This window comes from Sphingobacterium sp. JUb20 (assembly GCF_004342035.1).
GTDB classification, from domain to species: domain Bacteria; phylum Bacteroidota; class Bacteroidia; order Sphingobacteriales; family Sphingobacteriaceae; genus Sphingobacterium; species Sphingobacterium anhuiense.
On sequence record NZ_SLYV01000025.1, the window covers coordinates 1 to 25,208 of the forward strand.

Below are 25,208 nucleotides of genomic sequence, written 5' to 3' on the forward strand. Positions count from 1 at the left end.
ACACCTAGTCAAGTACATAAACAAAAAATCCTTACTTGAAATAGTCAAGTAAGGATAATTATCGTTAAATTTATATGTCAACCTATTCTAGGACGATACATTATTTATAAATTAAGGTTACATATAGCACTTTCTCTTATTTAAACTGATTTATAGGTTTTGATACCGTTCTGAGTTTCGTATCATTATTTTGTAATTCCACCCATGCGAAATATACCTGATCTCCTACAAGCTCCATCTGAGGAAAACCACTCTTTCGACTAGATGAAAGTTGTGTAACTTTTCTCAACGGACCGGTTGTACCATCTTTATTAACGAGCATCGCATATAGATAAGTTAAATCACCTTCAGTTTGCATCCAGCTTACTATCGCTTGGTCAGTATCAACAAGGGCTACATCAACACGCCCAAGTGCACGCTTGTTACTGATCAATATAGGATCCATAAAATGCTCTCCACCATTACCTGAAAACACCAGTTGCACACGAGGAGTTTCATCTGATGCAGTAAACCATGCAACCGCTAAAGTATTACCAATAGCAGCTGATTTTGGTCCATTTACAGGACACCCCTGGATAAACCAATTATCGGCATGAATAGGAACCGGTTTAGTCCACCCATTTCCCACCTTTCTTACAATAACAATATCACGTATATTATCAGAAGTACAGTCTCTATACAGTACCACCGGCCCATTTGCTGTTAGACTAGTAGTCGTTTGACAGCAAGTACATGCACTGTCATCAACAATAGTTTCATCTTTTATTTCACCCTGAGCTGTTACTTCTGCAACCCTTACACTCATTGTTCCACTATGATGTCCATGAGCATGAGCATCAGTAACCATATTTCGACCATCTAACCAAGTAACCAAAAAACTACTGTCACGATAAGGAATCATAGATACAAATCCATGTTCAGTAGCCGTATGGTCACTGTGCAACAATTTATAATGAGTAGATCCTTGATAATCAGAAACATTAAATTTAATATCATAAGCCATCTTACCTGTGGTTGAGATTTGTAGATAATGACTCAATATCTTCCCTTTATGCATAGCAATCATAGGATAATCGGCCCAATTCACAAACCAGTTTTTACCAGAAGCTAGTAGTACCTGTGGTTGCCATTTCCCGTTTTGAAGCTTACTGTACCGTAAGCTAGGATTCGAGTTAGATACTGTATCTACCCAAGATAAATATAATTGCCCCGCATAAGACGTTAGATGTGGCAGAACAGCATTTGATCCTTCTTCAAATGGAATTTCCTGAAAATCAGTTTCCTTTTTAAGCTTATTATCACATGCAGACAGCAATAGTATCATATATAGCAATCCAATTATTTTAATTGTATTTTTCATAAGAATAACTTTTAGTAACCAATAGTTTGTTTCATTCCACTAGCGCTAATTTCATTAGCCGGAATCGGATAGATCATTTTTACAGATATAGCTGGTATATTCAAATTTTTACTATTAAGTCCAGTATTGATATGATCAGTTAGCTTCCTTTCTAAAGCCGTTCCAGTTCTGATCAAATCATAGATTTCATGTCCCTCTAGAGCTAATTCTTTCCGTCTCTCCTTTGCAATTCTATTTAATAACCCCACACCACTTTCAGTAGCCCTATCCCGTTGAAAATCGCCAGTTCTTCGTTTAATCAACATATTTAAATAACGAAGTGCAGCTTCTTCTCCTCCTGTGGCCCCATTTGCACAAGCCTCAGCAGCAATTAACACAATCTCTGAAAGCCTGATGACAGGAATGTTATGAATACTTAAGCCAGATCCACCACTTCTATTGATGTATTTCACAAAAGCATTCTTCGTCCCTTCCTTATCAGTCAATAGTAGATTAGCACGTGGATCTGCAACATATTCCCGCAGTAAATCAATAAAAGTCTGTGTCGCTAAAATATCTCCCTGTCCCCCTGCTCTAAAATCAAATTGAGCACCTAAACCATTACTCCCCGGCGAGTTATCATTTGTGACACTGAGCTCAAATATTGATTCAGAAGTATAATCTGAAAAAACATAATTCGTCAATCCCATCAGTTTTTCTTCAGGTATAACTTCCATTACTTTTTGAGCATAATGAAGTGCCATCTGCCAATCCTCTTGATACAAATATACTCTTGCCATAAGCGCCTGTACTCCAACTTTAGTAATATACTTGGAACTCCCTGCTGCGGGAACACTCTCCTTTAGCAAAGTTTCAGCCATCTGTAAATCCATCAAGATCTGACTGTATGTCTGTGCCAGGGATCCTCTTTCAATAACTACCTCATTTGGTGTAAGCTTTAATGGAATCCCCTGTGACTTTCCTTTATCCTTTATCCATGGATATGCAAATGTTCTGGAAAGATCAAAATAGACCATTCCACGTAATGCTAAAGATTCAGCTTTAATTTGTGCACGAAGTGCATCATCACCAATAGCACGATCTATATTAGCCAAAATAAGATTGAGGTTGCCGATTACTTTATAACATTGCAACCATAATATCGACGCACTACCGTTGTTATTACCACTTTCTTCATAACGATATTCGATCTGTTCATAATTTCTTGGATTGTATATGGTTTGTACAAATCTAAAATCTGCACTTTTTACGGCAGATCGCTTATATAGCACTCTTCCCAAATAATTACCATTTGAAATTTCATTATATGATCCCGCGAGCAAGCGTTTTAACTTGTCTACCGAATTGATCACCAGTTCCTCTGATATGACATGATCCGGCTTTTGATTTAATAAGTCCTTCTGACACCCCATAAAGATTGTCAAAATCAGCATAAAAGCTCCACTTATATAGTATTTATTTCTCATGTAAGATATCTTATAATTTGAATTGAACGCCTATTAAAACACTTCTCGAAGTTGGCGTTTGAAATAAATTGACTCCATTAGTAATTGCTTCAGGATCAAAATCGTCTAATTTTGTCCATAAAAGCAGATTATCGCCTTGAATAAAACAGGTAGCACCTTGCAAAAACCTAAATTTATCCAAATGATAGCTCAACCGTATATTTCTAACCTTTAAATAATCGGCATTATATAGATGTCTGGTAGACACATCATTTGAAAAAGTATTATTACCGTTAATGCGTATCGGTACTTTTGAATCTGGATTAAGTGGGGTCCAAGGGTTCAATTGAGCTTTTGTGCTTGTAAACTGTGGTAAAAAACCATCATCATCACGTTTAAATGCAGTCCAATCATAAGCTTTTCCTCCAATTCCATAATTTAACAATACATCAAGACTAAATTTTTTGAAATTAAATTGATTTAAAAAACCTCCTTGAACCTTTTGTACAGCATTTCCGAAAATTCCAAATCCGGCCTCCTCTGCATTTGTCGTCAGCTCGCCTGTTCTTCTTCCATCTTTAAGAACATGGTAGCTTGCCAAACCATTTTCATGGTTTACTCCAGCATAATCTCGTAGATAAAATGAATTTAAGCTTTCGCCAACTTTAGTAATAAGGGGATTTTGACCGTTGGATGAACTATAGGTCGGAATAAGATCAGATGGTAACTTAGTAATTTCATTATGGAGGATGGTCCCATTAATACGTGTATCCCACTTCAAGTCTTTATGATCAATTACTCTGTATTTCATATTAAATTCCCAACCCCAATTCTTCATTTCGCCATAATTTTGCAATTGGCTAGTGAATCCTGTAGTTGAAGAAACTGGTATATTTAACAATAAATTGCTCGTTTTTTTATTAAAATAATCTAATGTAATATCTAAAGTATTAAACAATCGCGCATCTAAACCCAGATCAATATTTTTACTTAGCTCCCAAGATAAATTCGGATTAGCTAACTGTCCATAAGACAATCCCGATTCCGAAGCATAAGCCTTACCTGCTGTTGTGAAAAAACCTAAAGAAGCATAAGAAGCTGGCGGCAGATTTCCGTTAGTCCCCATACTTCCTCTAAGTTTTAAAAGATTAATTTTATTATGATTAATAAAATTCTCATCAGAGATTAACCATGCTCCCGAAACCGACCAAAAATTACCCCAACGGGAATCTTTTCCAAATCGCGATGAGCCATCACTTCGTATACTTCCAGAAATAAAATATTTATTGGATAAATTATAATTCAAACGACTGAAATAAGAAATCAAAGCATAGTTATCCGATTGACCATTCCATGACCACAATGTTCCAATACTGCTCGAAGACAACAATTCATTATCCAAAATATCATATCCTGAATTGTTAATGGACTTCATTTTGGATTCCTCTGCCTCAAATCCAGCAAGAATATCAAAAGAATGCTTATTGATCCTATTTTGATAAGACAATATATTAGAAGTCATTAATTGAGAGCGCTGTCCCTGAGCAACATAAAGCGCTCCATTCCATTGTCCTCCTCCAGCTCCAAATACTTTATTATCATATAAAGTCTCTTCCAGACTTTGATGATCAATACCTAAAGTTGATTTAAATTTAATTGAATAAGGCAATACTAATTCTGCAAAGGCTGAACCCCTTAACCGCAAATCTTTATTTTCATATTTTCCCACTTCAATCACTCCGATAGGGTTAGCATTTTTTTCAATGAGATTTGGTAGGTCTGCTATTCCCTGATAACCGTTTTTATCATATATAGGAGCTGCCTGCGGCAAGACCCTAGCCATAAATAAAGGATTTAATCCGCCAACGTATTCTGAATCATACTGTCCGCTATTACGGTCTGATTGAGCGACAGATAAATTTGCTCCTAAGTTTAACCATGATTTAGCCCTATTCTCCATATTCAACCTACCGGATTTTCGTTCGAGGTCAGATTTGATAATCGTACCATTTTGTTTTAGATATTCACCCGATGCGTAAAAAAGAGTCGACTCACTCCCACCACTTGCAGCAATAGAATACTGTTGTGTAGTTCCTGTTCTGTAAATGGCATCTAACCAGTTTGAATTCGCATCATCATGACCATAAACGGAAGAATAATCTTTTTGAGCCAAAGATTGATAATGTTGTAACAACTGTGAATCGTTATAAATACGGGTATAATCCGATCCTTCATTATTTTGAATATATTGATTCACCTGACCAACTTGCCAAAGCTGTTTAAAGTCCTGATTTGAAATAGTCTTCTCTTTAGTTAGATTAGAAAGTATTCCACCTTGCGAAAGTACACTAAGAATAGTTTCACCCTTACGTCCTTTTTTTGTCGTGATTAAGATAACACCATTTGCAGCTCTTGAACCATATAGAGAAGCAGCGGCCGCATCTTTCAAAACAGTAATACTTTCAATATCATTTGAATTGATAGATGTCAGTGGATTAATTTGATTAACGGCGCCGTTACCTCCTATTTTTGAATTGTTATCACTGTTCATAACAACTCCATCCAATACATAAAGAGGTTCTCTAATTCCATTAATCGAACCCATCCCCCTAATCTGAACACTCGACTTACCACCAGGTTGACCGGTAGTATAAACATGAAGACCTGTCACATTTCCCTGCAATGAAGTCTCAAAACTTGCCGCTGATGTTTTCGTTAAGTTATCCGCTTTTATCTCCTGTAACGAGCCCGTGAAATTACGCTTATTGGCACTGCCGTATGCAGTCACCACAACTTCATCAATCATACTCGACTCCTCTTCTAGCGTAACCAAGACTTTATGCCCTGCATTAACTTGGATAAGCTTATTTTTAAAACCAACTGCAGAAAATTGCAATGTGGCAGTATTATTATTAGTTTTTAATGAAAATTGACCGAACTGGTTCGTTTGAGTGCGATTAACTGTTCCCACCTCGACTACAGTCACATGAGCAATCGGGTTACCCTTAGCATCCTCAACGGCCCCAGTAATCGTAATTTGTTTAAATAAAATCTGGTCTGGATATACTCCTGCAAATAGCGCCCGACTATTGATCAATTGCAATATAATGATCAAGCCGAGCACATAACCTAGTCCCATAGGACTTTTAGATAGTGGCATAATGACATAAAATACTTGTTTGGCTCACATGACAGTCGCTAACATTATAGTTCATATAATGCAACAAAAAACTTCATAATCGGAACCATCCAATTGTTAAAACTAATGTAAAATAAGGCCTGTAGCCATAGGATACTGATGTGAAGTTCTCTAAAACTTCAATTCAGAAACAAAATATTTTATGTAAACTGGGGAGGACGAAAAGGATTTCCTAGATATATTTTATGATAATAAACTGGGATATAAGCAACTTTACTAGATTTTTGTATAATAGGACTTAAGAAACAATGTTGAATTTCTTTGATCCAATCAACTTGAACCATTGCATTATCAACCGGAAGACGATCAGATTGTTCCTTTTTCTTAGATTCTGCGATTTTCTTAGCCAAAAAACAAGTACCATCACAATGCAACATCGGTTTATCTTTGTTCACACAAAAATACTCCTTGATATAGTCGACATTCGCCAAATAAAAAAGCGTAGGAACAAACGGTTTCATTAGAAAGACCATAGTCATTGTCATAATAAAAATTCGTCCTAGATTCATTCTTTGTTGTAAGTCAATTTGGGCAAAAATAGCTTTTATAAATATCCAAAACAAAGATTATCTATTAAAAATAAATATCAAATACTAAAGTGAATATTCAAACAAATAAATACAACAAAATATATAGCAGTTAATTATAAAACTTTTCTAACTTAATAATAGAAGTATAATTCCAATCAAAGCGGGTAATGCTTGCTTAAAAAAAATACCTTTTTCTGCTGTTGCAGCCCCATAAATACCCGCTATAAAAACACAACTTAGAAAAAACAAAGCTATATTATGTTGCCATAAACAGTCTCCTATCAAAAGCGACCAAAAAAGACCAGCAGATAAGAAGCCGTTGTAGAGGCCTTGATTTGCCGCTAGAGCTTTGGTCTCCTTAAATAAGTGTTGAGGTAAAGATCTAAATGTTTCCTTACCCTTGGTTTCCCATGCAAACATCTCTAACCATAAAATATAAAGATGTTCTACAGCAACAATACCAATCACAATTTTTGCTGTAATTCCAATAATTCCTTCCATGTAAGTAATATAAAAAATGAATTTAATCAATATTTTTTAATAAGAGGTTTATCAATAATATATAGTAAGAAATTAACACTTACCTTTTATGCATCAGTAATAATGGAATATTGGTATTTAATGTTAACTTTTTTGTTTCGCTTTTATGAAATAAATTTTCTAAAAAACCTCTTTTAAGAGGTACTGCAACAATGAGCCCAACTTGTTTAGACTGTGCAAATTGTAGTAAAACCGGCACGGTGTCTTTACTTTTCAAATAGTGAAACTCAGGATTGAGATCATAGATAAGCTCATGTAAAACGGTCTGCTCCTGTACTAAAGATACCGCATCCATATCACTTTCCTCACCAACATTGACTACAAAAAGATGTGCGTTTAGATCACGTACAAACTCTTTTAGCTTCTTATCAGGAAGAATTTGAACAATATTTTTTAGATCGCAAGCCAGCATTACATTATCCATACGATATGATTTCGAGTTTGAAGGAACAAGCAGAAGATCTAAACTATGGTTTTTCATTAAATGGGCAGGTATTTTTCCAACACTGTTTTTACCCCCATCATCACTTCCATTTATACCTAATACGACAAGATCAATATTCTTCTCCTGTACGATTTCATGAACCGCCTCAACAACAGGTTTAGAGTCAATCAGAACATCGATCTCGACATCTTGCAATGCTTCTAATAATTCATTGCGTAATTTTTGAAGTGTGGCAATTGAATTTTCAAATAATTGATGTTCATCACCTAGAATAGGAATTTTAATCCCATCAGGCACCAATGTGTCAATACCTTGGGGGCCAAATGAATGATAAATCAATATCCGTTCTATACCAAGCTGTAATCCATTTTCTTTGATATAACCTATTGTTTGCTCTGTAGCAGAAGAAAAATCGGTGAGAATAAGAATAGACTTCATAATCAAATCATTTAATTGATAGCTACATATTCATTTTACTAGAAAATAATTGACCAACAAATCAATATTTTCCACATTAAATATCCACACAACAATTATGCCTGTATAATGAACCCAAACAATATAACACAGTAAAAATGACAACGATTATATTAAAATAAATCATCGAATCGAGTACTGACTTTCATTGATTATAATACTAATTTTCATTAAATTAGTAATGAACTAATCTATGAGCAAGATCAATGGATTAATATTGGTTCTTATAAAAATTTTGGGAAAATACTTTCAAATCAGAAAAGAGCATGTTAGACATCTTATTAAATCATTAATGAACGATCATAAATGAATTCAAAACTGTACGTACACTCAATAAACGAAACCACTACAAAATGACTAATTCCAAAATTAAAGTGATCATCACCGGCGCAAGTGGAATGGTCGGAGAAGGTGTCCTACAGGAATGCATTGCTGATGATAAAGTTCAAAGTATTCTTGTCATTGGTAGAAAACCTTGTGGATATTCGGGAGGGAAAATTAAGGAAATCCTGCACAGCGACTTTAGTACTATCTCCGTTATTTCTGATCAATTAAAAGAATTTGACGCATGTTTTTTCTGTGCCGGAATTTCATCTTTAGGCATAAATGAAGATCAATTTACCAAGATTACTTATGATCTAACCTTAGGTTTTGCAAAAACCTTTGCTGAGGTCAATCCCAATAGCATATTTTGCTACATATCTGGAGCGGGTACGGATAGCAGTGAAAAAGGGAAACAAATGTGGGCAAGAGTAAAAGGAAAAACAGAAAATAATCTTTTGAAACTTCCTTTTAAATCTGTTTACAATTTCAGACCAGCATTTATGAAACCCAATAAAGGGGCTAAAAATGTAAAAGGATTTTACAGAGTAATTAACGCTATTTTTCCATTATTGAGAGCATTCAATAAAAACTATTTTTTAACGTTACAAGAGGTAGGAAAAGCGATGATAAATATTACTGTTAACGGATATCCATCACATACTATAGAAGTTAAGGATATCGCAATTCTTGCTAATAATAAATAAGGAGAATCCAATTTCCCTTAGTTCCTATTAAAAAATATTATTCACTAAATATGCACCACATAATTATTTTACATATTTATCCCCTATAATCCAATAGAGCAATTTGCGATTGCTCTATTGGTATTATTCGACAACAACTATCTTTCAAACCAAGGCTACATGCGATAATACTCCTCCCACCCTTTTGCAGGTGGAGGGCCGGCCAATAAAGCATTAGCAAAAATGTCATTGACAATTTCGTTCTTTTCAGAATCAAAAATAAGCTTTGTATTTAAACGCTGTGCAATAACACCTAAACAAAAAACTTGACTCAATGGCCCGGCTATTTCAAACGGCGATCTTGTTTTTTCTTCACCTTTACACCCCTTTAAGAAATTAGCAAAATGGTCTGATGGCGAATTTGGTACCACAGGTAACTTTGACTGCAGTTCTTGCGCTTTAGATTCTGGAATGATTTGTAAAGTACTTCCATGTGAACCGCCTTTAAATAGAAGATCTTTACTATAGATAATTTTACCTGGGTTCAATTTTGCTGGTTCAAGCTTCCCTGTACTTGGTGCAGGAATATTTGGATCTAATCCTGAAACACCATAACCTTCAGGTATCGGAGGAAGATTGTTCAATCCATCGTACCAATTAATATCTATTGCAGGCATTCTCCTTCTTTTTGGAAAATGAAACTTAAGTGTAGAAGACATCGGAAAGAAATATGAATTATGTCCTTCCAGATTAACGGCTGTAATTTCAGTAGGTAAACCCAGATTAAGAAATTCATGAGCAGTATCCAATATATGTGCTCCCCAATCACCAAGTGCGCCCATGCCAAAATCATACCAGCATCGCCATTGCCCATTGACGAAATCTTTATTATAGTCATGCCCCATAGTCTGCATCTGCCACAGATCCCAATCCAATGTCTGAGGAACAGCTGTAGCAGCTGGAAACCCTTTCATATGCACATCCCAACCATGCCATCTACGAGGCATATTCATGTGTGCATCAATACGCGTCACATCCTTAATAATTCCAGCATCTTTCCATGCTTTAAATTGAAAATAATTAGCTTCCGAATGTCCCTGATTACCCATCTGCGTGACTAGCTTGGGGGATTTCTTTGCTTTATTTGTCATCAATTCAACTTCCAGAAAAGTTCTTGCCATAGGTTTTTCTACGTAGACATGCTTCCCAAGATCTAAAGCTAACATTGTAACCGCGAAATGGGAAAAATCAGGTGTTCCAATACTTACAGCATCAATCTGATTAGACATTTTATCAAACATAATTCTGAAATCCTTAAATCGGGGTACATCAGGAAACATCGAAAGAATCTCCTGTGTATGTTTAGCGCCCAGATCAACATCGCAAAGGGCAACAATATTACATAAACCGGTCTTATATAACGATTTGATGATTTCTCCAGCTCTGTTTCCCAAACCTACGCAAGCTAAATTAACACGTTCATTAGGCTTCGCCAAATTAATGTTTCCAAATACACTATTTGCCATTAATACAGCTCCACCCGCTAACGCAGATTTTTTCATAAAACTTCTACGCGATAAATAATGATTCATACTTTTATAATTTAGTTACTAGCATTGATTTTAATACTTCGGAATGATACTTGATCGCCATGATCCTGCAATAGAATATAACCTTCATTAGCCTCTCCAAAATTCACCCAATCCTTATATTTGCTTTTTGCAACCAAGTCCTTAAATTCTTTAGAACCTCGTTCATAGCTCAACATTTTAACACCATTCAAATAGTGTTCAACTTTATTATCGGCAGTCACTACAACACGACCTCTATTCCACTCACCAATTGGTCTGCGAGCACGTCCATCTTGATTTGATGTCATCAAATCATACAGTGAAGCCAATGTACGATTGCCATCTCTACCTAACTTTGCGTCTGGATGCAACTTATCGTCCAACACCTGATACTCCAAGCCTATAGCAGATCCTTTTGTCTTCTCTTTGAGTGTTACAAAATATTTAACGCCGCTATTAGCTCCCGGACTGAGTTTAAATTCAAATGATAGATCAAAAACCTTATATTTATCTTTTGTCACAATATCGCCACCATTAGTGGACTCACCACCATTGGACTTCAAAACCATTAATTGCCCATCTTTTACTTCCCAACCCTTTTCCGGAAATTTTGCCCCATTAACACTACGCCACCCATTGCTGCTCTTTCCGTCAAATAGCAATTTAACTCCATTTTTTTTCTCAGAAGCAACTACGTCGTTAGGTTTTAGATTTACGATGTAAATATCTTTAGGAAAAGCACGAGATTTTAAATTAGAAGTTTGGATCTTGATATTTTTAAAGTAAACCTTCTTTCCATCTAATTTCTCAGGTATACTATGTACTTGTAGACCTATAAATCCAGATCGGTCAATTGTATCCACGACATAGGAGACCGGAATATCATTTACCCAGGTACGTAACTCATCTCCAATAGCTTCAATTCGGATATGATTATATTTCTCTTGCTTATAAGCCTTCTTTGCATTTTCATTTAGATCCAGCGGATAAAGCCAACTACGACGTGCCTCATCATATATTCCACCTGTCCATGATCTTGAAGTAGGATCAATTTCAACCTGACGACCATACACCCGTCCAAGTCCGCCATTCGCAGTAGGGTCTAAATGACTCCGTGTCTGAATACCCGAATTTGTTTGGTCTCCCTCAAGTTTCACATCTAGCTCTAATATAAAATCACCGTATTCCTTATCGGTGATTAAAAATGAATTAGGTGTCCCTTTAGTCATCCGTCCAACAATAGCATCCCCTTCTACAGAATAGGGTGCCTTGCCTCCTACAGATTTCCAGCCATTTAATGTTTTCCCATCAAATAGACTCATCCACCCTTTTTCTGTATCTGTATTCATCTGAGCATATGAGAATACGCCATTACTTAACATTGCACCGATAAAGACTGCTTTGACAATTGCATTTTTTTTCATTGGAATTATATTTTTAAACAAGATGAATCACGTATAAAGCATGAATTGATCTATAATAGTTTCACCTACATAATTAGTTATTGAGCACAAGGCTCATTTTATTCATATTTAATCAATATGATCAGGACAATCACTATATGTTTTCACATAAATTGCAATGATAAATGCTTTAGTAAAAACAATAATTAAAGAATTTATGAAATTAACTCATAAATATGATTATTGATCAAGAAATAATATAAAACGGTTTACAATTGAAAACATACATCATAGTAATTTTTCAATCAGTTGGTTTATCATTTTATTAAAATTAAAACAATAGTATCAATTACATCTCTAAAAATCCACCAAAACAAATTAATTATTTACGAAAACGTTTGAATATGTCACTTATAACACATACTTACATTTCATATGCTACACTTAAAAAAAAACAAATTAGCGCATTTAAATAACCACAAAAAGATGAATTTACATTAATTAACAATTATTTTAAACAAAAATCTATTAATTACTGTTATGGAATCAGTAGCGATAGTGAAAAAATATTTCATTAAGTAAGGTACTTAAAAAGCATCAATTAACATATTAAGCGAACCAGATTAGCTTAGATTTTAGAATGGAAAAATAAATTTTAAAAAGAATGCTCATTATTTAGTAAAAATTAAAAATAAGAAAAAATCAGTATCATGAAAGAAATCACCTCAAAATTTGAAAAAGTACTTAATGCATCTAGTTGTTATGGTAATGTAAATCACGAACCCGATTCAAGCAAAGAACAACAGCGAAATACTCCTCAGAAATCAATGCCATTTTCCGATCAAATTGGTAATTATCAACGCAATAAAGGTATTCCCCCAAAATCGTATCAAAATAGTAAAGTGTATATTATTGGAAGTGGTATTGCAGGTATGTCGGCCGCTTACTATTTCATAAGAGATGGACATATTCCTGCAGAAAACATAGTCTTTCTAGAGCAACTTCACATTGATGGCGGTTCCCTGGACGGATCTGGGAATGCTACAGAAGGCTATTTGATTCGGGGAGGACGAGAAATGGATATGACCTACGAAAATTTGTGGGACATATTTCAAGATATTCCTGCTCTTGAAATGCCTGAACCTTATTCAGTTCTTGATGAATACCGTTTGATCAATGATAATGACTCCAACTTTTCCAAAGCACGGTTGATCCATAACAATGGAGAAATTAAGGACTTCAGCAAATTTGGATTAGCAAAATTAGACCAGCTTGCTATCATTAAACTTTTATTAAAGAAAAAAGAAGATTTAGACAATATCACGATATCGGATTACTTTAGTGAGTCATTTTTGAGCAGTAATTTCTGGACTTTTTGGCGAACCATGTTTGCTTTCGAAAACTGGCATAGTTTACTGGAGCTAAAACTATACATGCATCGCTTTCTACATGCTATTGATGGGCTAAATGACCTATCTTCGCTTGTATTTCCAAAATATAACCAGTACGACACCTTCGTTATACCATTACGCCGTGTATTACAGAAAAAGGGCGTTAATATCAGATTAAATGTATTAGTTAGTGATCTACATATTCACAGCAATACGGAAGGGAAAACCGTCGAAAGTATCATTACTGAACAAGATGGAAAGGAAGTAATCATTCCAGTAGGAAAGGAAGATTTTGTGATCGTTACTACAGGCTCTATGACCGAAGATACGTTTTATGGCGACAATAAAACAGCACCCATTATTGAAATCGATAACAGTACAAGTGGACAAAGTGCCGGATGGAAATTATGGAAAAATCTCGCTGCTAAGTCGGAAGTATTTGGAAAACCAGAGAAATTTTGTAGTAATATTGAAAAGTCATCGTGGGAATCAGCTACATTAACTTGTAAACCTTCTGCTTTAATTGATAAACTGAAGGAATATTCGGTAAACGATCCATATTCTGGAAAAACAGTTACTGGAGGTATAATTACGATTACAGATTCCAATTGGTTGATGAGTTTTACTTGCAATAGGCAACCCCATTTCCCTGGACAACCTGACGATGTACTCGTTCTATGGGTATATGCATTGTTTATGGATAAACAAGGTAACTACATCAAAAAAACAATGCCAGCATGTACAGGAGATGAAATTTTGAGCGAATTATGTTTTCATCTAGGTATTGTGGATCAATTGGATGATGTGATTAAAAACACCATAGTAAGAACCTCATTCATGCCATACATTACCTCCATGTTTATGCCTCGCGCCAAAGGAGACCGCCCAAGAGTAGTCCCAAATGGTTGCAAAAATTTAGGCCTTGTGGGGCAATTTATTGAAACAAATAATGATGTCGTGTTCACCATGGAAAGTTCGGTGAGAACAGCACGAATCGCAGTATATGAATTACTGAACCTGAATAAACAAGTTCCAGATATTAATCCTTTACAATATGATATCCGCCACCTCTTGAAAGCGGCTAAAACTTTGAACGACGATAAGCCTTTCGTTGGAGAAGGTCTATTAAGAAAGGTGTTGAAAGGTTCATACTTTGAACATATTTTACCAATAGGAAGTAACGAAAATGATGATCATGAATCTTTTGTGCAAGAACAGATCACCAAGTTTAAAGACTGGATAAAAGGTATAAAAGGCTAATCAGCAACATGAAATCCAATGTAATTACAACAGTTACATTGGATTTTTTATTTTAATCATCGCAAACGATACAGTTAAAAAGAGATTTTCTTAATATTTCCTATTTGGATGATTTAGCATAATGGAATAATAAGACGCTGTAAAAGCAGCTAAACTTTTATATCCAACCATAAAACCAATTTCACTTAAAGTATGTTGTTTCGTATCGATGAGCTCAATACTCTTGAGCACCCGAATAAGTTGTATGTATTTTTTTAAGGTTATTCCTGTTTCCTTTTTAAACAAACGCTGCAGTGTACGGATTGACAATGTGGACTGCGCGGCAAGTTCTTCAATTTTAAGGTTTATAGTATAGTGATTATTTATATAATTGCAAACAGACAACAAACGTTGATCTCCAGGTACAGGTATTTGTAAGTAATTGCTCTCTTTGCAAAAATTAGGCAGGCTAATCTGCAATGCTTTTAAGAATATAGCCTGCTCTTCATCCTCAGTAAGAAGTTTATTCCATTTTGATGCGTACCGAAGCATCTCTATTAAAACAGCCGGTGCAGGAAATACATGAATGTCCTGAAAAAAACTGTTTTCTAAATCAGATTTAAATAAGACGACCATAAGTTTCACCTGTGAAGCTTCCGAAACAACACGATGTTTGAGACCCGAAGGAATCCAGATAACATGATTTTTAGGAACAAGGTATATATTACGATCCAGATGAAAATACTGGTACCCCTCTTCTACAAAAGTTAATTGACTTCGCGCATGAAGATGCTCATGTTCATCATGTTGCCAATTATCTTCATACCAAACATACATATCCTTTGGAATAAGATCTACATAGATTCCTTTACCTTGTTCCGTAAGTCCGCATTTCGATCTGTCGTTTTGCATGTTGTTTTTGGCAAATTTAATAAAAATGACTTACCTAATTTTGCAAGTGAACATAATAATTAAGATCTATGATTAACTTACGTAATATATTAATCGCATTAATATCAATATTTTCAATTGTAGCACACGCACAACAAAAAAAAGCGCGTGTACTTGTACTCATACATTCCGACAATGGAAGCACTTATGAGCTCGCTAAAGAATTTGCAAAAGGACTAGAAAGTTCCAATCAAGCAGAAGCAATTATCAAAATGGTTAAAAAAAATGAGCATGCAAAATTAAAAGAAATTCCTGTTGCTACCCCAAATGAACTTTCATCATATGATGGAATAGCTTTTGGTTCACCCATTTATTTTGGGAACATGAGTACTGCTATGAGCGAATTTTTATCAAAGACTGTCGATCTTTGGACAAAACATGGTTTGGAAGGTATGCCTGCTACCGTTTTCATGTCTGCAGGTAGCGGCGCGGGTAAAGAACTAGCCATTCAATCCATTTGGAATAGCCTCGCTGTACATGGGATGGTACTCGTTTCAAATGGCATTCGTGGTAATGAAAAAATTGACTTTAAAATTCCACAAGGTAATACGGTATTGGGTACAACAAGTCTTTCCTCTGCAAAAAATGTCGAAAGACCAAGCGAAAGTGAGCGCTATTTAATTAAGCTCCAAGGTGAAAATTTTGCCAAAATTGCACTTGCCTTAAAAGGCACCTTCTTTAAGAGCACTGTTCCTTTGTTAGAAAATAAAACAACAGTTGCATCAACATTAAAACAAAAAAAGATTACACTACCAGAAGTTCCCCAACCAGCAGGTAATTACAAACCTTACATTCGTACAGGTAATTTAATCTTCATCAACCAGGTAGCGTTAAAAGACGGAAAGATTCTTAACCCTGGAAAATTAGGAAAAGAACTCAACGAACAACAAGTAAAAGAAGCGACCAGAACAACAATGCTGAATGTGATAGCTGTGCTAAACGAAGCTGTTGGCGGAAATCTCGAACAGGTTAAACGCTGTGTTCAGTTAACTGGAATATTCAATACACCCGAAGGTTATACCAAGCATGCTGACTTAATGAACGTAGCCTCTGATCTTACAGTTGATGTTTTCGGAGAAAAAGGAAAGCATGCCCGCGCAACATTTGGTGCATCTTCCATTCCTGTAAATTCTGCTGTAGAAATTCAAGCTATCTTTGAAATTGACTAAAAAAATTAAGTTTCATTGTTCATCAGCTAAAAACTTCCATTTCGTCCTAGAGCTTATAGTGATCTGGTGGATCCCTATCTTTTTCAATTGAATCCCATTATCCTTGCTCTGTTAAAGGAAAAAATAAAATATATTTGCCACAGATCACCAAATAATGTTACTAAAGCGAAAATAAGCAGGTACATCAGAAATTTATTTAGAAATGGAAATAAGAAACAGCACAGCTCATGATATTGAGGATATCTTCAAAGTTTACGAACAGGCCTCAGCATATAAACTACAAGTTGGTAATAAAGGTTGGAAGGGGTTTAAATTAGCTCAGGTACAAAAGGAGATCGATGAAAATAGACATTTTGTTATACTAGAAGGATCAGTTGTAGCTTGTACATTTGTACTTACTTTCAAAGATGATGTTATCTGGAAAGAATCTGCTAACGATAACGCAATTTATATTCACAGAATAGCGACAAATCCTCTATTTAGAGGAAATTCTTATGTAACAAAAATCGTCGCTTGGGCTAAAGAATATGCAATTGCAAATGAAAAAAAATTCATTAGACTAGATACTCATAGTGGGAATGATAAAATAAACAACTACTACATAAGCTGTGGTTTTATATTTAAAGGAGTGAGTCAAATTAAATGGACCCCAGAATTACCTGAACATTATAAAGAAGGATCATTTAGCTTGTTTGAGATAGCATTATAAAAAAACTATTCGCTTCTTATCCTCAGCAAGATAAGAAGCGAATACTACATATTGATCCAATAATTGATCTTCATCATAAAAGTATTGCTTGCGGGTAACCCAAACATCCGATCTAGATTATTTCCCCAGCCGGTTTGATAAATCTCGTCACGATTAGATCGATTATGTTCCCAGACAAGATACAAAGTAGATCCAGGAAGATACTCCCAGCGCGCAACTAAGTTTGAGCGAAATTCATTAAAACTAAAGTTTGGATCTTTGAACTTTAGCACATGGTTTCCTTTATCAACTTCATAAACACCTGAATTAAAACTTATTTCCTCTGCAGTAAACGTTCTAAAACGATCCTCATAAGTGTGAGAATCTGTATTCGCGGCTTCTTTAAAGTGATCATATTTAGCAACTGAAGTGAAAGGAGAACCATAATATTGAATTGAAATATCAGGTGTTAGATTCATCTGCATATTTAAGGTAATACCATAGGTTTGTTGTTTCATACGCCCCATAATATAGGTCGTGCGATCTGTACTGTTTTCCGTTGGTAAAATACTATTTACATATTGCAGATTATCTTTATTCCATGCATAATTTAGCTGTCCTGTAAGACGAACATGGTCCCCTAACCGGAAGATCATACTTGGGTGTATTGCATTATACCCTGTCTCCTGTTCCAAATAGTGTCGCCCATTATAATCTAATTTAAAAACGATCCGTTTTGCACGATCTGAACTAACCATTACATTAGATTCAAAATTAGAATTCAATCTTAAGTCTGGCCCTCCACGAAGTTGACGGCTATCAATGGTATTCCAGTTAAAGGTTTCCTTGATATCCATTTCGATACGACGTTTCGTACTTAAACTCCTCCAACGGAGTGCAATATTATTATTAATAGCCTTTCCACCATAATTCCACATATTTTTCTGCGTTAGATTAATTCCTGCAAAACGAAATGGGCCCCATGGATCTGTTTTTCGATAGGTGATCTCAGATTCATTAAATTTAAAATCAGATTGACGAAGATACCCCACATTGTTAAGATCGAATCCCGGTGATGACCAACTAAAAGTTTCTGCAAAATTCCATTGTGCATTTCCTCTCTTACCCACTTTTACATAACCACCTGTACCTTGTAAGGTCTTCTTATCCGGATCTAAATTCAGATACCCCGAGCCTGATTCACGTTGATAATAGTGGGTCGCATTCATTTTCGTATTAAGGATCGCATCCGCTGAGCCATGTAAAGTACTGAACATACCTTTTGCATCGATATAGTAAAGACGCTTAGCAAAGTACTGCGTAAAATCAACTCCACTTGTGAAAGCATTTTCAACCATTGCATCTTCCAGATGTTTTCTTCCTAACTTACGATTTACCGAAGTTACCATACCACCTAATAGCGTATTACCTTCCCAATTTTTTTGTACACGAGCCACCGTATAATTGGTTAAAGGCTCTGTAATCTCTTTATCGGGTTCACCATTTCGCATCAGTTTAGAAGTAGTCTCCGCAGTAATGCTTTCCAGAAACCCAACTGTAACACCATTTCTGTTCGTGCCCGTTAACTTCATAGCACCTAAAATGGGAATAGGATTTGGTGTGCTCGCAAAACTTGTCAGATTATCTATATTTTTAGGTCGATAAGTAGGCATTGCTCCTATTCTACGGGAGTAAAACATCATCCCCTCTTCATTATTATCAAACTCCAAAATATGTTTACCTTCAAGAAAAAAAGGTCTCTTTTCATCATAAAAAATCTCGAAAGCAGATAGATTCATGACCGACGGATCCAGTTCAACCTGACCATAATCTGGATTTATAGTCATATCCAGTGTAAAATCATTCAGTGCAAATTTCGCATCTAAACCCGCAGTGGCTTGCCACCTGCTCCCTTTCTGAAAAGGGCTGTTAGGTACTTTCGGATTTCGGACAAATTTGCTCATCGTGTATGGCAAAAATTCAATTCCTCTTGGCTTTGGCAAGTCTGTCATACCGTGCATCTCTCCAAAAGAAAAAACATGTCCATTATTTTTTATTGGAATTAAACTCCAATTCTGGACCTCATTATTTCTCCGAATGATACGCCTTACGTGTAAACCCCAAATACCATCTTCATTTTTCTGATTATAACGTAATTGACTAAAAGGAATCCTCAGTTCTGCCGTCCAGCTTGAATCTGCAAGGTCGATATTCGTCCGTCCTTCCCACACAGTATTCCAACTCAGATTGACAGATAATTTATCCGTCACCGTCAAATCTGTCTTATTTCCCCCCAGATTAACATTAAATTCAGATGCCACACGATAATCATGATAGGTGTCAAATGCAATACTGATCAAATCTCCATTACTGTTATCATCGCGATTACCAATAAATGCATTCATGGTTTCCGGGTGTACATCCTTACAATAAACTCCTACATAAACATTTTCATCATCATAAAATATTTTCATCCGAGTCCATGAGGGTGTATAAACGCGTTCAAAAGGAATTACCTGAGAAAACTTTTCCGACCATTCTCCCCTATCCTTCCATATAGTTTCATCCAGTTTCCCATCAATTCGAGGCTGTTCTCCTGTAAGTTTTGTAATATGATACGCTCTTTTATAAGCGCTGTCTAAAGAAACGACCTCTTTTCTTTGATCCTGAGCCTGACATAGACTATGGATGAACAAAGAAGCCAGGAAACAATAATATTTCATAAATTATCCAATTATTTTTGTAGGTTCTATATAATATAGGTGTTATATATAAGTCAATCGACCAAGTTAAATAAAATAAATCATACTATAATTGAATTTGCAACAGATTATTCAAGATAACTTCCTTTGTTAAGAATTAAGATTCATAAAAAGCATACCGAACTCAGTTCCTAACATCAATCCATAAACATCCCAACAATATTTCTCGCAAGTAAATGGAAAATTAAATGAAAACACTATCTTAGTAATCAATAGCTAATTATTTAAACCATTTTATGATTAATTCCACTAATAACACGACCATATACTGGAGTTTTGGAAAAAAAATAGGATTCCGTTTTTCTTTCGTTTTTATTTTAATATTTATAGTGATATGTAATAACGGTTCATTCCCTCTATTCAGCTTCATCAATAGACCATTGATTATGCTAATGCATATCTGTACACCATGGTTTTCGAAAAATATATTAAAATATCAATACGACTATTCCATTTTCTCCAACGGTAGCGGAGATACTTCTTATGACTGGGTAACACTTCTGATATTAGTTATCATTGGAGTTCTGGGAACAATCATTTGGACCTTGATAGATACTAAAAGAAATAATTACAATAAGTGCTATTATTGGTTGACGGTCTTTATTCGCTATTACATTGCATTCATGCTCATCAACTATGGTGTAAGCAAATTGATGCATGCGCAAATGCCGCCTCCAGGATTGACCAAGCTTATGCAACCTCTAGGTGAATTTTCTCCAATGGGATTGGCATGGAATTTCTTTGGTTTTTCGAAAGGATACAATATTTTTATTGGTATTGTGGAGGTAATGGCAGGCCTACTCCTGTTTAGGAAAACAATGGTTTTAGGCGCTTTAATCACAGTGGCTACAAGTTTAAATATAATGGCCATAAACTATTTTTACGATGTACCTGTAAAGTTGATGTCAACTGCACTAGTCTTATTATCGGTATTTTTATTACTTCCATATCTCAAATCTTTAACAGACCTTTTTTTCAAAGGCGAGTCTAGTCAACTTAAGCAAATTAATAGGCCAGTGTTCAATAGAGTATGGAAAAAGTGGGTTGCATCGATATGCAAAGTCTTAGTGATTATGCTGTTTATCTCAACCCAGCTATTTGGTGTTTTTAATCAAAAAAAATTAATAGCACAATATTTCAAAAAATCGCCATTGTATGGTATCTATCAAATTGACACAAGTTCAGAAAAAAGAGTTAGCATACCCAATGATTGGTCATTTCTAATCTTTGAATATGAAGGAAATGCACGAGCTCGTGATAATTTTTACAATGTACAACGAATCGGAGTCGGCTTTAATACATCAGAAAATAAGATGACCTTAAACAATTACACCTTTGATTATAAACTGGAGGAGAATGGTGATGTGCTATTAAAAGTAAAAATAAAAGAGCGATTGGAAGAAATCAGACTTAAAAAAAGAGATCCGAAAACATTTGAGTTAATGAATCGTGGTTTTAACTGGATACAGGAATATCCGCACAACAAATAATCGTATCCAATCATTAATCAAAAAACTCTTATTTAAATAGCCTGCTAAAGAAAGAACCTGAAGATTCAATGGCAACATACAATTCTTCATTTTCAACTTTAGTAGGGTATATCTTAATAAAATCCCCTTGTCCGGGACAACCTTTGCCACTTGTCAAATTAAATCTATGCCGGTGATAAGAACAAACAATCTCTTCACCTTCGCACCAACCCGTTACAAATGAAGCTCCCGCATGTGGACATTTCCTAGAAAATGCTTTCCAGCCATTTGCATTATGCAAAATACACAACCGGGTACGCCCCGCTTCTACCTCATAAATTCGGTCTTCAACATAAATACTCGTCTTATCGATCTTATACCATTGCAACATAATTAAAGATACATAGAAAGTTTCGACTTATTTTTTATCTTTGCGTAAATTCAAAAAACTAGCATATTTTATGGCTTTACAATGCGGTATCGTTGGATTACCTAACGTAGGTAAATCAACACTATTTAACTGTTTGTCTAACGCTAAAGCACAAGCGGCAAACTTTCCTTTTTGTACTATTGAACCAAATGTTGGGGTTATCACTGTTCCTGATACCCGTCTTAATAAATTAGCTGAATTGGTTAATCCTCAAAAAATTGTTCCAAATACAATTGAGATTGTTGATATCGCTGGTTTAGTAAAAGGCGCTTCTAAAGGTGAAGGTCTTGGTAATCAATTCTTAGGGAATATTCGTACAACAAATGCAATTATTCACGTTTTACGTTGTTTCGATGACGGCAATGTGATCCATGTTGATGGATCTGTAGATCCTATTCGTGACAAAGAAATCATTGATACTGAGTTACAGTTGAAAGATTTGGATACTGTTGTGAAACGTATTCAAAAAGTAGAAAAAATGGCCAAAACAGGTGGAGATAAAGATGCAAAACGCACTTATGAAATCTTATCTATTGTAAAAGACCATTTAGAAGCTGGTAAATCAGCTCGTACAGCACCTCTTGAAAAAGACGATTTCGATTTCATTCAAGATTTAGCATTACTAACTGTAAAACCTGTATTATATGTGTGTAATGTGGACGAAGCTTCTGTCAATACCGGTAATGCTTATGTTGACCGTGTAAAAGAAGAAGTTAAGGATGAAAATGCACAGGTATTAATTATTTCTGCTCAGATTGAATCGGAAATTGCACAATTAGAAAGTTTTGAAGAGCGTCAGATGTTCTTAGATGATCTAGGTTTAGCAGAATCTGGTGTTTCTAAATTGATCGTGGCAGCTTATTCACTACTGGACTTAGCAACATACTTTACTGCTGGTGTGCAGGAAGTTCGTGCTTGGACAATTGAAAAAGGATTTACAGCCCCACAAGCAGCAGGTGTTATCCACACAGACTTTGAAAAAGGATTTATCCGTGCAGAGGTCATTAAATATAATGATTTTATCGAATTAGGATCTGAGGCAGCTTGTAAAGAAGCTGGTAAATTATCGGTAGAAGGAAAAACATATATTGTTGAAGATGGTGATATTATGCACTTCAGATTCAATGTATAATTAATATTAAAATAATTAGAAAGGGCTGAAAATAAATATTTTCAGCCCTTTTCGTTTTATTCATATAATAATACACCCGATACATTCCAGCTGCTGAAGCTTGTTCCCTCGCTTTCGCCTTGCGGAATATGAACACGGACAGTATGCTTTCCAGCTTTAAGTTTTCCTATATCGATAAAAATAGGATAAGTTACCGTTCCTGGACACCAATTAGAACGACTCAAATCCGAAGAAGATAGACCATTAGCAAAATTTCCGGAAGCAGGATTACTTAATCGATATGATCCACAATCATTACGCCATGGTGTAAAGCTAAATAACGGCACTTCGTTAAGAAATATACGATTTGTTTTAGGGACAAATTCATCACCATTCCCCCATCCACCATGTCCAGTAGTAACATAGCGCAGTTGAACATTTTCCGCATCCTCCTTCAACTCAAAAGTTACTACCAAACCTTGATCCTTATTGAACATCGTTCCGTACTCCTGCCCACCCATTTCCATTACATTAGTAGTATTAAAAATTGGCAGTAATTTTTTTAATGATTGGCTTCTATCAAACCCCGGATGTACCGTCAATTCAAGACTTATCTCATGGCCATTTTTATCATAATTTCCAATAAAAGCACCTACATAAACTTCCTGATCACTGATAGCCCCCGCAAGCTCGCTGATATCCTGTCTATATAATACAGAATCTTGCCAGGTCTTGCCCTTCAATTTTAAATAATTAAATTGACTCACACCAAAAGGTGTAAAGAAGCGCATAAGCTCTAAGATAGGAGAATAATTAGCCGTACGGATCACACCTTGGTATTTTTTACCATTGCCATTATCATAAAACGGTAGCGTATTCATCCCTTTTTGCATACCATCTAAAAAAGACAGTTGCTGATCTTGAGGAATAATAAAAACAGAACCTGTACGATCGTAAGCGTCACCTTTAGATTTTTCAGTCAATTGCACAAATACAGTTTGTCCTGGATTAATCTTTGGAATTTTTACTTTTTTAACAATGACAGTACCATTTGCAAATCTTAAAATACTATCCGATTTACTATCATCAGAGAAGCTGATCTTTTCATTTTTAAAGACAGGAACTTGTGTAAACCTGCTTTTCCACAGCTCATCTTTATAGGTCAAATCATCAACATAAACCAATGACTGAGGCAAGTTTAATGACGTTGGCCATTCCTTTAGTTTTTCAATTTTACTTGCTGTTACTGCAGAATTACCATTACGGACTACTTCAAGTACAAAGCCAAGGTTCTGCCCTAAATCTGAAGGACCACCTTTTACCTTCAGCTCGGTCGTATACCAGATATCAATGCTATTCGAGTTTACACTAGTTTTTGCCCTATAGCAAGTATAGCCTAATATTTTTTTAGTTTCCTTAGTAATTTCCAAATTTTGTTTATTGATCGCATTGGAATCAATTGTACCTATTTGTTTCATTGCATTGACCCGTGTCATCTTATAATAAGCATTTGAAGGTCTTTTAATAACAAAAATCTCATAAGGCATCTTCGCTTCACCGCTCATAATCTTACGGCTTGTAATCACTGTTTGCTCGGCATTTGCATAAACTAAAGTCGGATCCTGCGATTCCATAACTTTATTGTTACTGGAACGCTGATATTCAACTAAAATGCCTTTCTGAGCATAAAGTGATTGGAAAAAAAAGAGAGATAGAAATAGATATAATATACGCATAGTATGGAATAAATGATTAATCTTCAAATTTAAAAAAATGATTGATAATATGGCTATAAAATAGAAAAGCCTGAGAGAATCGAGCGATTTCCCAGGCTTTAAAGTACCTCTTGAAAGAGGTAATCAACCTAAACCTACGTCAAAGGTAAAATATATTTATTATTCTTACAAAATAATTATTTGAACACTGAAAAAATAATAAGGAAATATAGTGTAAAACGATACGTTATTTATTATTTTTCAATAAAAAATAATGCTAAAAATACCATTACTGCAACTCTTTTA

At 35.3% G+C, this 25,208-nt stretch carries 18 protein-coding genes; 6 read left to right on the plus strand and 12 right to left on the minus strand.

The genetic code is table 11. The annotated features are described in order from the left end of the window. Positions 1–136 precede the first annotated feature (136 nt). The 6 genes from EDF66_RS25185 to EDF66_RS25210 all read right to left on the minus strand — a co-directional run bounded on the left by EDF66_RS25185 (position 137) and on the right by EDF66_RS25210 (position 7,957). On the minus strand, positions 137–1,360 hold the full coding sequence (locus tag EDF66_RS25185; RefSeq protein ID WP_132846011.1) for a hypothetical protein: 1,224 nt from the start codon (positions 1,358–1,360) through the stop codon (positions 137–139). 11 nt (positions 1,361–1,371) lie between these two features. Continuing rightward, positions 1,372–2,826: a RagB/SusD family nutrient uptake outer membrane protein gene (locus EDF66_RS25190; protein WP_132846013.1), complete on the minus strand. Its 1,455-nt coding sequence runs from the start codon at positions 2,824–2,826 to the stop codon at positions 1,372–1,374. Positions 2,827–2,836: 10 nt separating this feature from the next. After that, positions 2,837–5,965 carry a SusC/RagA family TonB-linked outer membrane protein gene (locus EDF66_RS25195; protein WP_132846014.1) on the minus strand — a complete coding sequence of 1,043 codons (3,129 nt, stop codon included), beginning with the start codon at positions 5,963–5,965 and terminating at the stop codon, positions 2,837–2,839. 179 nt (positions 5,966–6,144) lie between these two features. Beyond that, positions 6,145–6,567, minus strand: a complete 423-nt coding sequence (locus EDF66_RS25200) for a hypothetical protein (RefSeq protein WP_132846016.1) — start codon at positions 6,565–6,567, stop codon at positions 6,145–6,147. Between the two features lie 93 nt (positions 6,568–6,660). Next, positions 6,661–7,035: a DUF1304 domain-containing protein gene (locus tag EDF66_RS25205; RefSeq protein WP_243656143.1), complete on the minus strand. Its 375-nt coding sequence runs from the start codon at positions 7,033–7,035 to the stop codon at positions 6,661–6,663. A 79-nt stretch (positions 7,036–7,114) separates the two neighbouring features. Then, positions 7,115–7,957: a universal stress protein gene (locus EDF66_RS25210; RefSeq protein WP_132846018.1), complete on the minus strand. Its 843-nt coding sequence runs from the start codon at positions 7,955–7,957 to the stop codon at positions 7,115–7,117. A gap of 392 nt (positions 7,958–8,349) precedes the next feature. On the opposite strand from EDF66_RS25210, the gene EDF66_RS25215 reads away from it, so the two are divergent. After that, entirely contained in the window at positions 8,350–9,024 is a 675-nt protein-coding gene (locus EDF66_RS25215; protein WP_132846019.1) for an epimerase, read from the plus strand. Positions 9,025–9,179: 155 nt separating this feature from the next. On the opposite strand, the gene EDF66_RS25220 is transcribed toward EDF66_RS25215, so the two are convergent. Together EDF66_RS25220 and EDF66_RS25225 are read right to left on the minus strand one after the other, a co-directional pair. Then, on the minus strand, positions 9,180–10,595 hold the full coding sequence (locus EDF66_RS25220; RefSeq protein ID WP_132846021.1) for a Gfo/Idh/MocA family oxidoreductase: 1,416 nt from the start codon (positions 10,593–10,595) through the stop codon (positions 9,180–9,182). An 11-nt stretch (positions 10,596–10,606) separates the two neighbouring features. After that, complete coding sequence (locus EDF66_RS25225; RefSeq protein ID WP_132846023.1) at positions 10,607–11,998, minus strand: DUF1080 domain-containing protein; 1,392 nt, start codon at positions 11,996–11,998, stop codon at positions 10,607–10,609. A gap of 689 nt (positions 11,999–12,687) precedes the next feature. Between EDF66_RS25225 and EDF66_RS25230 the strand changes: the two genes are divergently transcribed. Next, positions 12,688–14,628 (plus strand): oleate hydratase, encoded by a 1,941-nt coding sequence (locus tag EDF66_RS25230; RefSeq protein ID WP_132846024.1) that lies wholly within the window; start codon positions 12,688–12,690, stop codon positions 14,626–14,628. A 90-nt stretch (positions 14,629–14,718) separates the two neighbouring features. On the opposite strand, the gene EDF66_RS25235 is transcribed toward EDF66_RS25230, so the two are convergent. Further along, the gene (locus EDF66_RS25235; RefSeq protein ID WP_132846026.1) at positions 14,719–15,519 is read right to left on the minus strand and encodes a helix-turn-helix domain-containing protein; all 801 of its coding nucleotides are present in this window, start codon (positions 15,517–15,519) and stop codon (positions 14,719–14,721) included. A 68-nt stretch (positions 15,520–15,587) separates the two neighbouring features. On the opposite strand from EDF66_RS25235, the gene EDF66_RS25240 reads away from it, so the two are divergent. Together EDF66_RS25240 and EDF66_RS25245 are read left to right on the plus strand one after the other, a co-directional pair. Continuing rightward, the gene (locus EDF66_RS25240) at positions 15,588–16,727 is read left to right on the plus strand and encodes an Atu1372/SO_1960 family protein (protein WP_132846027.1); all 1,140 of its coding nucleotides are present in this window, start codon (positions 15,588–15,590) and stop codon (positions 16,725–16,727) included. Positions 16,728–16,929: 202 nt separating this feature from the next. Next, on the plus strand, positions 16,930–17,436 hold the full coding sequence (locus EDF66_RS25245; protein ID WP_132768424.1) for a GNAT family N-acetyltransferase: 507 nt from the start codon (positions 16,930–16,932) through the stop codon (positions 17,434–17,436). A 44-nt stretch (positions 17,437–17,480) separates the two neighbouring features. On the opposite strand, the gene EDF66_RS25250 is transcribed toward EDF66_RS25245, so the two are convergent. Further along, positions 17,481–20,138, minus strand: a complete 2,658-nt coding sequence (locus EDF66_RS25250; RefSeq protein ID WP_132846029.1) for a DUF5916 domain-containing protein — start codon at positions 20,136–20,138, stop codon at positions 17,481–17,483. 425 nt (positions 20,139–20,563) lie between these two features. Here EDF66_RS25250 and EDF66_RS25255 point away from each other — a divergent pair, with 425 nt between their 5' ends. Further along, entirely contained in the window at positions 20,564–21,667 is a 1,104-nt protein-coding gene (locus tag EDF66_RS25255) for a hypothetical protein (protein WP_132846030.1), read from the plus strand. Between the two features lie 28 nt (positions 21,668–21,695). On the opposite strand, the gene EDF66_RS25260 is transcribed toward EDF66_RS25255, so the two are convergent. Continuing rightward, positions 21,696–22,037: a Rieske (2Fe-2S) protein gene (locus EDF66_RS25260; RefSeq protein ID WP_132846032.1), complete on the minus strand. Its 342-nt coding sequence runs from the start codon at positions 22,035–22,037 to the stop codon at positions 21,696–21,698. A 70-nt stretch (positions 22,038–22,107) separates the two neighbouring features. On the opposite strand from EDF66_RS25260, the gene ychF reads away from it, so the two are divergent. Further along, on the plus strand, positions 22,108–23,208 hold the full coding sequence (gene ychF / locus EDF66_RS25265; RefSeq protein WP_021191342.1) for a redox-regulated ATPase YchF: 1,101 nt from the start codon (positions 22,108–22,110) through the stop codon (positions 23,206–23,208). Positions 23,209–23,264: 56 nt separating this feature from the next. On the opposite strand, the gene EDF66_RS25270 is transcribed toward ychF, so the two are convergent. Next, positions 23,265–24,923 (minus strand): GLPGLI family protein, encoded by a 1,659-nt coding sequence (locus EDF66_RS25270; RefSeq protein ID WP_132846034.1) that lies wholly within the window; start codon positions 24,921–24,923, stop codon positions 23,265–23,267. Positions 24,924–25,208 lie beyond the last annotated feature (285 nt).

Bases quoted from the DNA above. Each gene is read 5' to 3' on its own strand.
- EDF66_RS25185 (WP_132846011.1), bottom strand. From the start codon at position 1,360: ATGAAAAATACAATTAAAATAATTGGATTGCTATATATGATACTATTG.
- EDF66_RS25190 (WP_132846013.1), bottom strand. From the start codon at position 2,826: ATGAGAAATAAATACTATATAAGTGGAGCTTTTATGCTGATTTTGACA.
- EDF66_RS25195 (WP_132846014.1), bottom strand. From the start codon at position 5,965: ATGCCACTATCTAAAAGTCCTATGGGACTAGGTTATGTGCTCGGCTTG.
- EDF66_RS25205 (WP_243656143.1), bottom strand. From the start codon at position 7,035: ATGGAAGGAATTATTGGAATTACAGCAAAAATTGTGATTGGTATTGTT.
- EDF66_RS25210 (WP_132846018.1), bottom strand. From the start codon at position 7,957: ATGAAGTCTATTCTTATTCTCACCGATTTTTCTTCTGCTACAGAGCAA.
- EDF66_RS25215 (WP_132846019.1), top strand. From the start codon at position 8,350: ATGACTAATTCCAAAATTAAAGTGATCATCACCGGCGCAAGTGGAATG.
- EDF66_RS25220 (WP_132846021.1), bottom strand. From the start codon at position 10,595: ATGAATCATTATTTATCGCGTAGAAGTTTTATGAAAAAATCTGCGTTA.
- EDF66_RS25225 (WP_132846023.1), bottom strand. From the start codon at position 11,998: ATGAAAAAAAATGCAATTGTCAAAGCAGTCTTTATCGGTGCAATGTTA.
- EDF66_RS25230 (WP_132846024.1), top strand. From the start codon at position 12,688: ATGAAAGAAATCACCTCAAAATTTGAAAAAGTACTTAATGCATCTAGT.
- EDF66_RS25235 (WP_132846026.1), bottom strand. From the start codon at position 15,519: ATGCAAAACGACAGATCGAAATGCGGACTTACGGAACAAGGTAAAGGA.
- EDF66_RS25240 (WP_132846027.1), top strand. From the start codon at position 15,588: ATGATTAACTTACGTAATATATTAATCGCATTAATATCAATATTTTCA.
- EDF66_RS25245 (WP_132768424.1), top strand. From the start codon at position 16,930: ATGGAAATAAGAAACAGCACAGCTCATGATATTGAGGATATCTTCAAA.
- EDF66_RS25250 (WP_132846029.1), bottom strand. From the start codon at position 20,138: ATGAAATATTATTGTTTCCTGGCTTCTTTGTTCATCCATAGTCTATGT.
- EDF66_RS25255 (WP_132846030.1), top strand. From the start codon at position 20,564: ATGCTAATGCATATCTGTACACCATGGTTTTCGAAAAATATATTAAAA.
- EDF66_RS25260 (WP_132846032.1), bottom strand. From the start codon at position 22,037: ATGTTGCAATGGTATAAGATCGATAAGACGAGTATTTATGTTGAAGAC.
- ychF (WP_021191342.1), top strand. From the start codon at position 22,108: ATGGCTTTACAATGCGGTATCGTTGGATTACCTAACGTAGGTAAATCA.
- EDF66_RS25270 (WP_132846034.1), bottom strand. From the start codon at position 24,923: ATGCGTATATTATATCTATTTCTATCTCTCTTTTTTTTCCAATCACTT.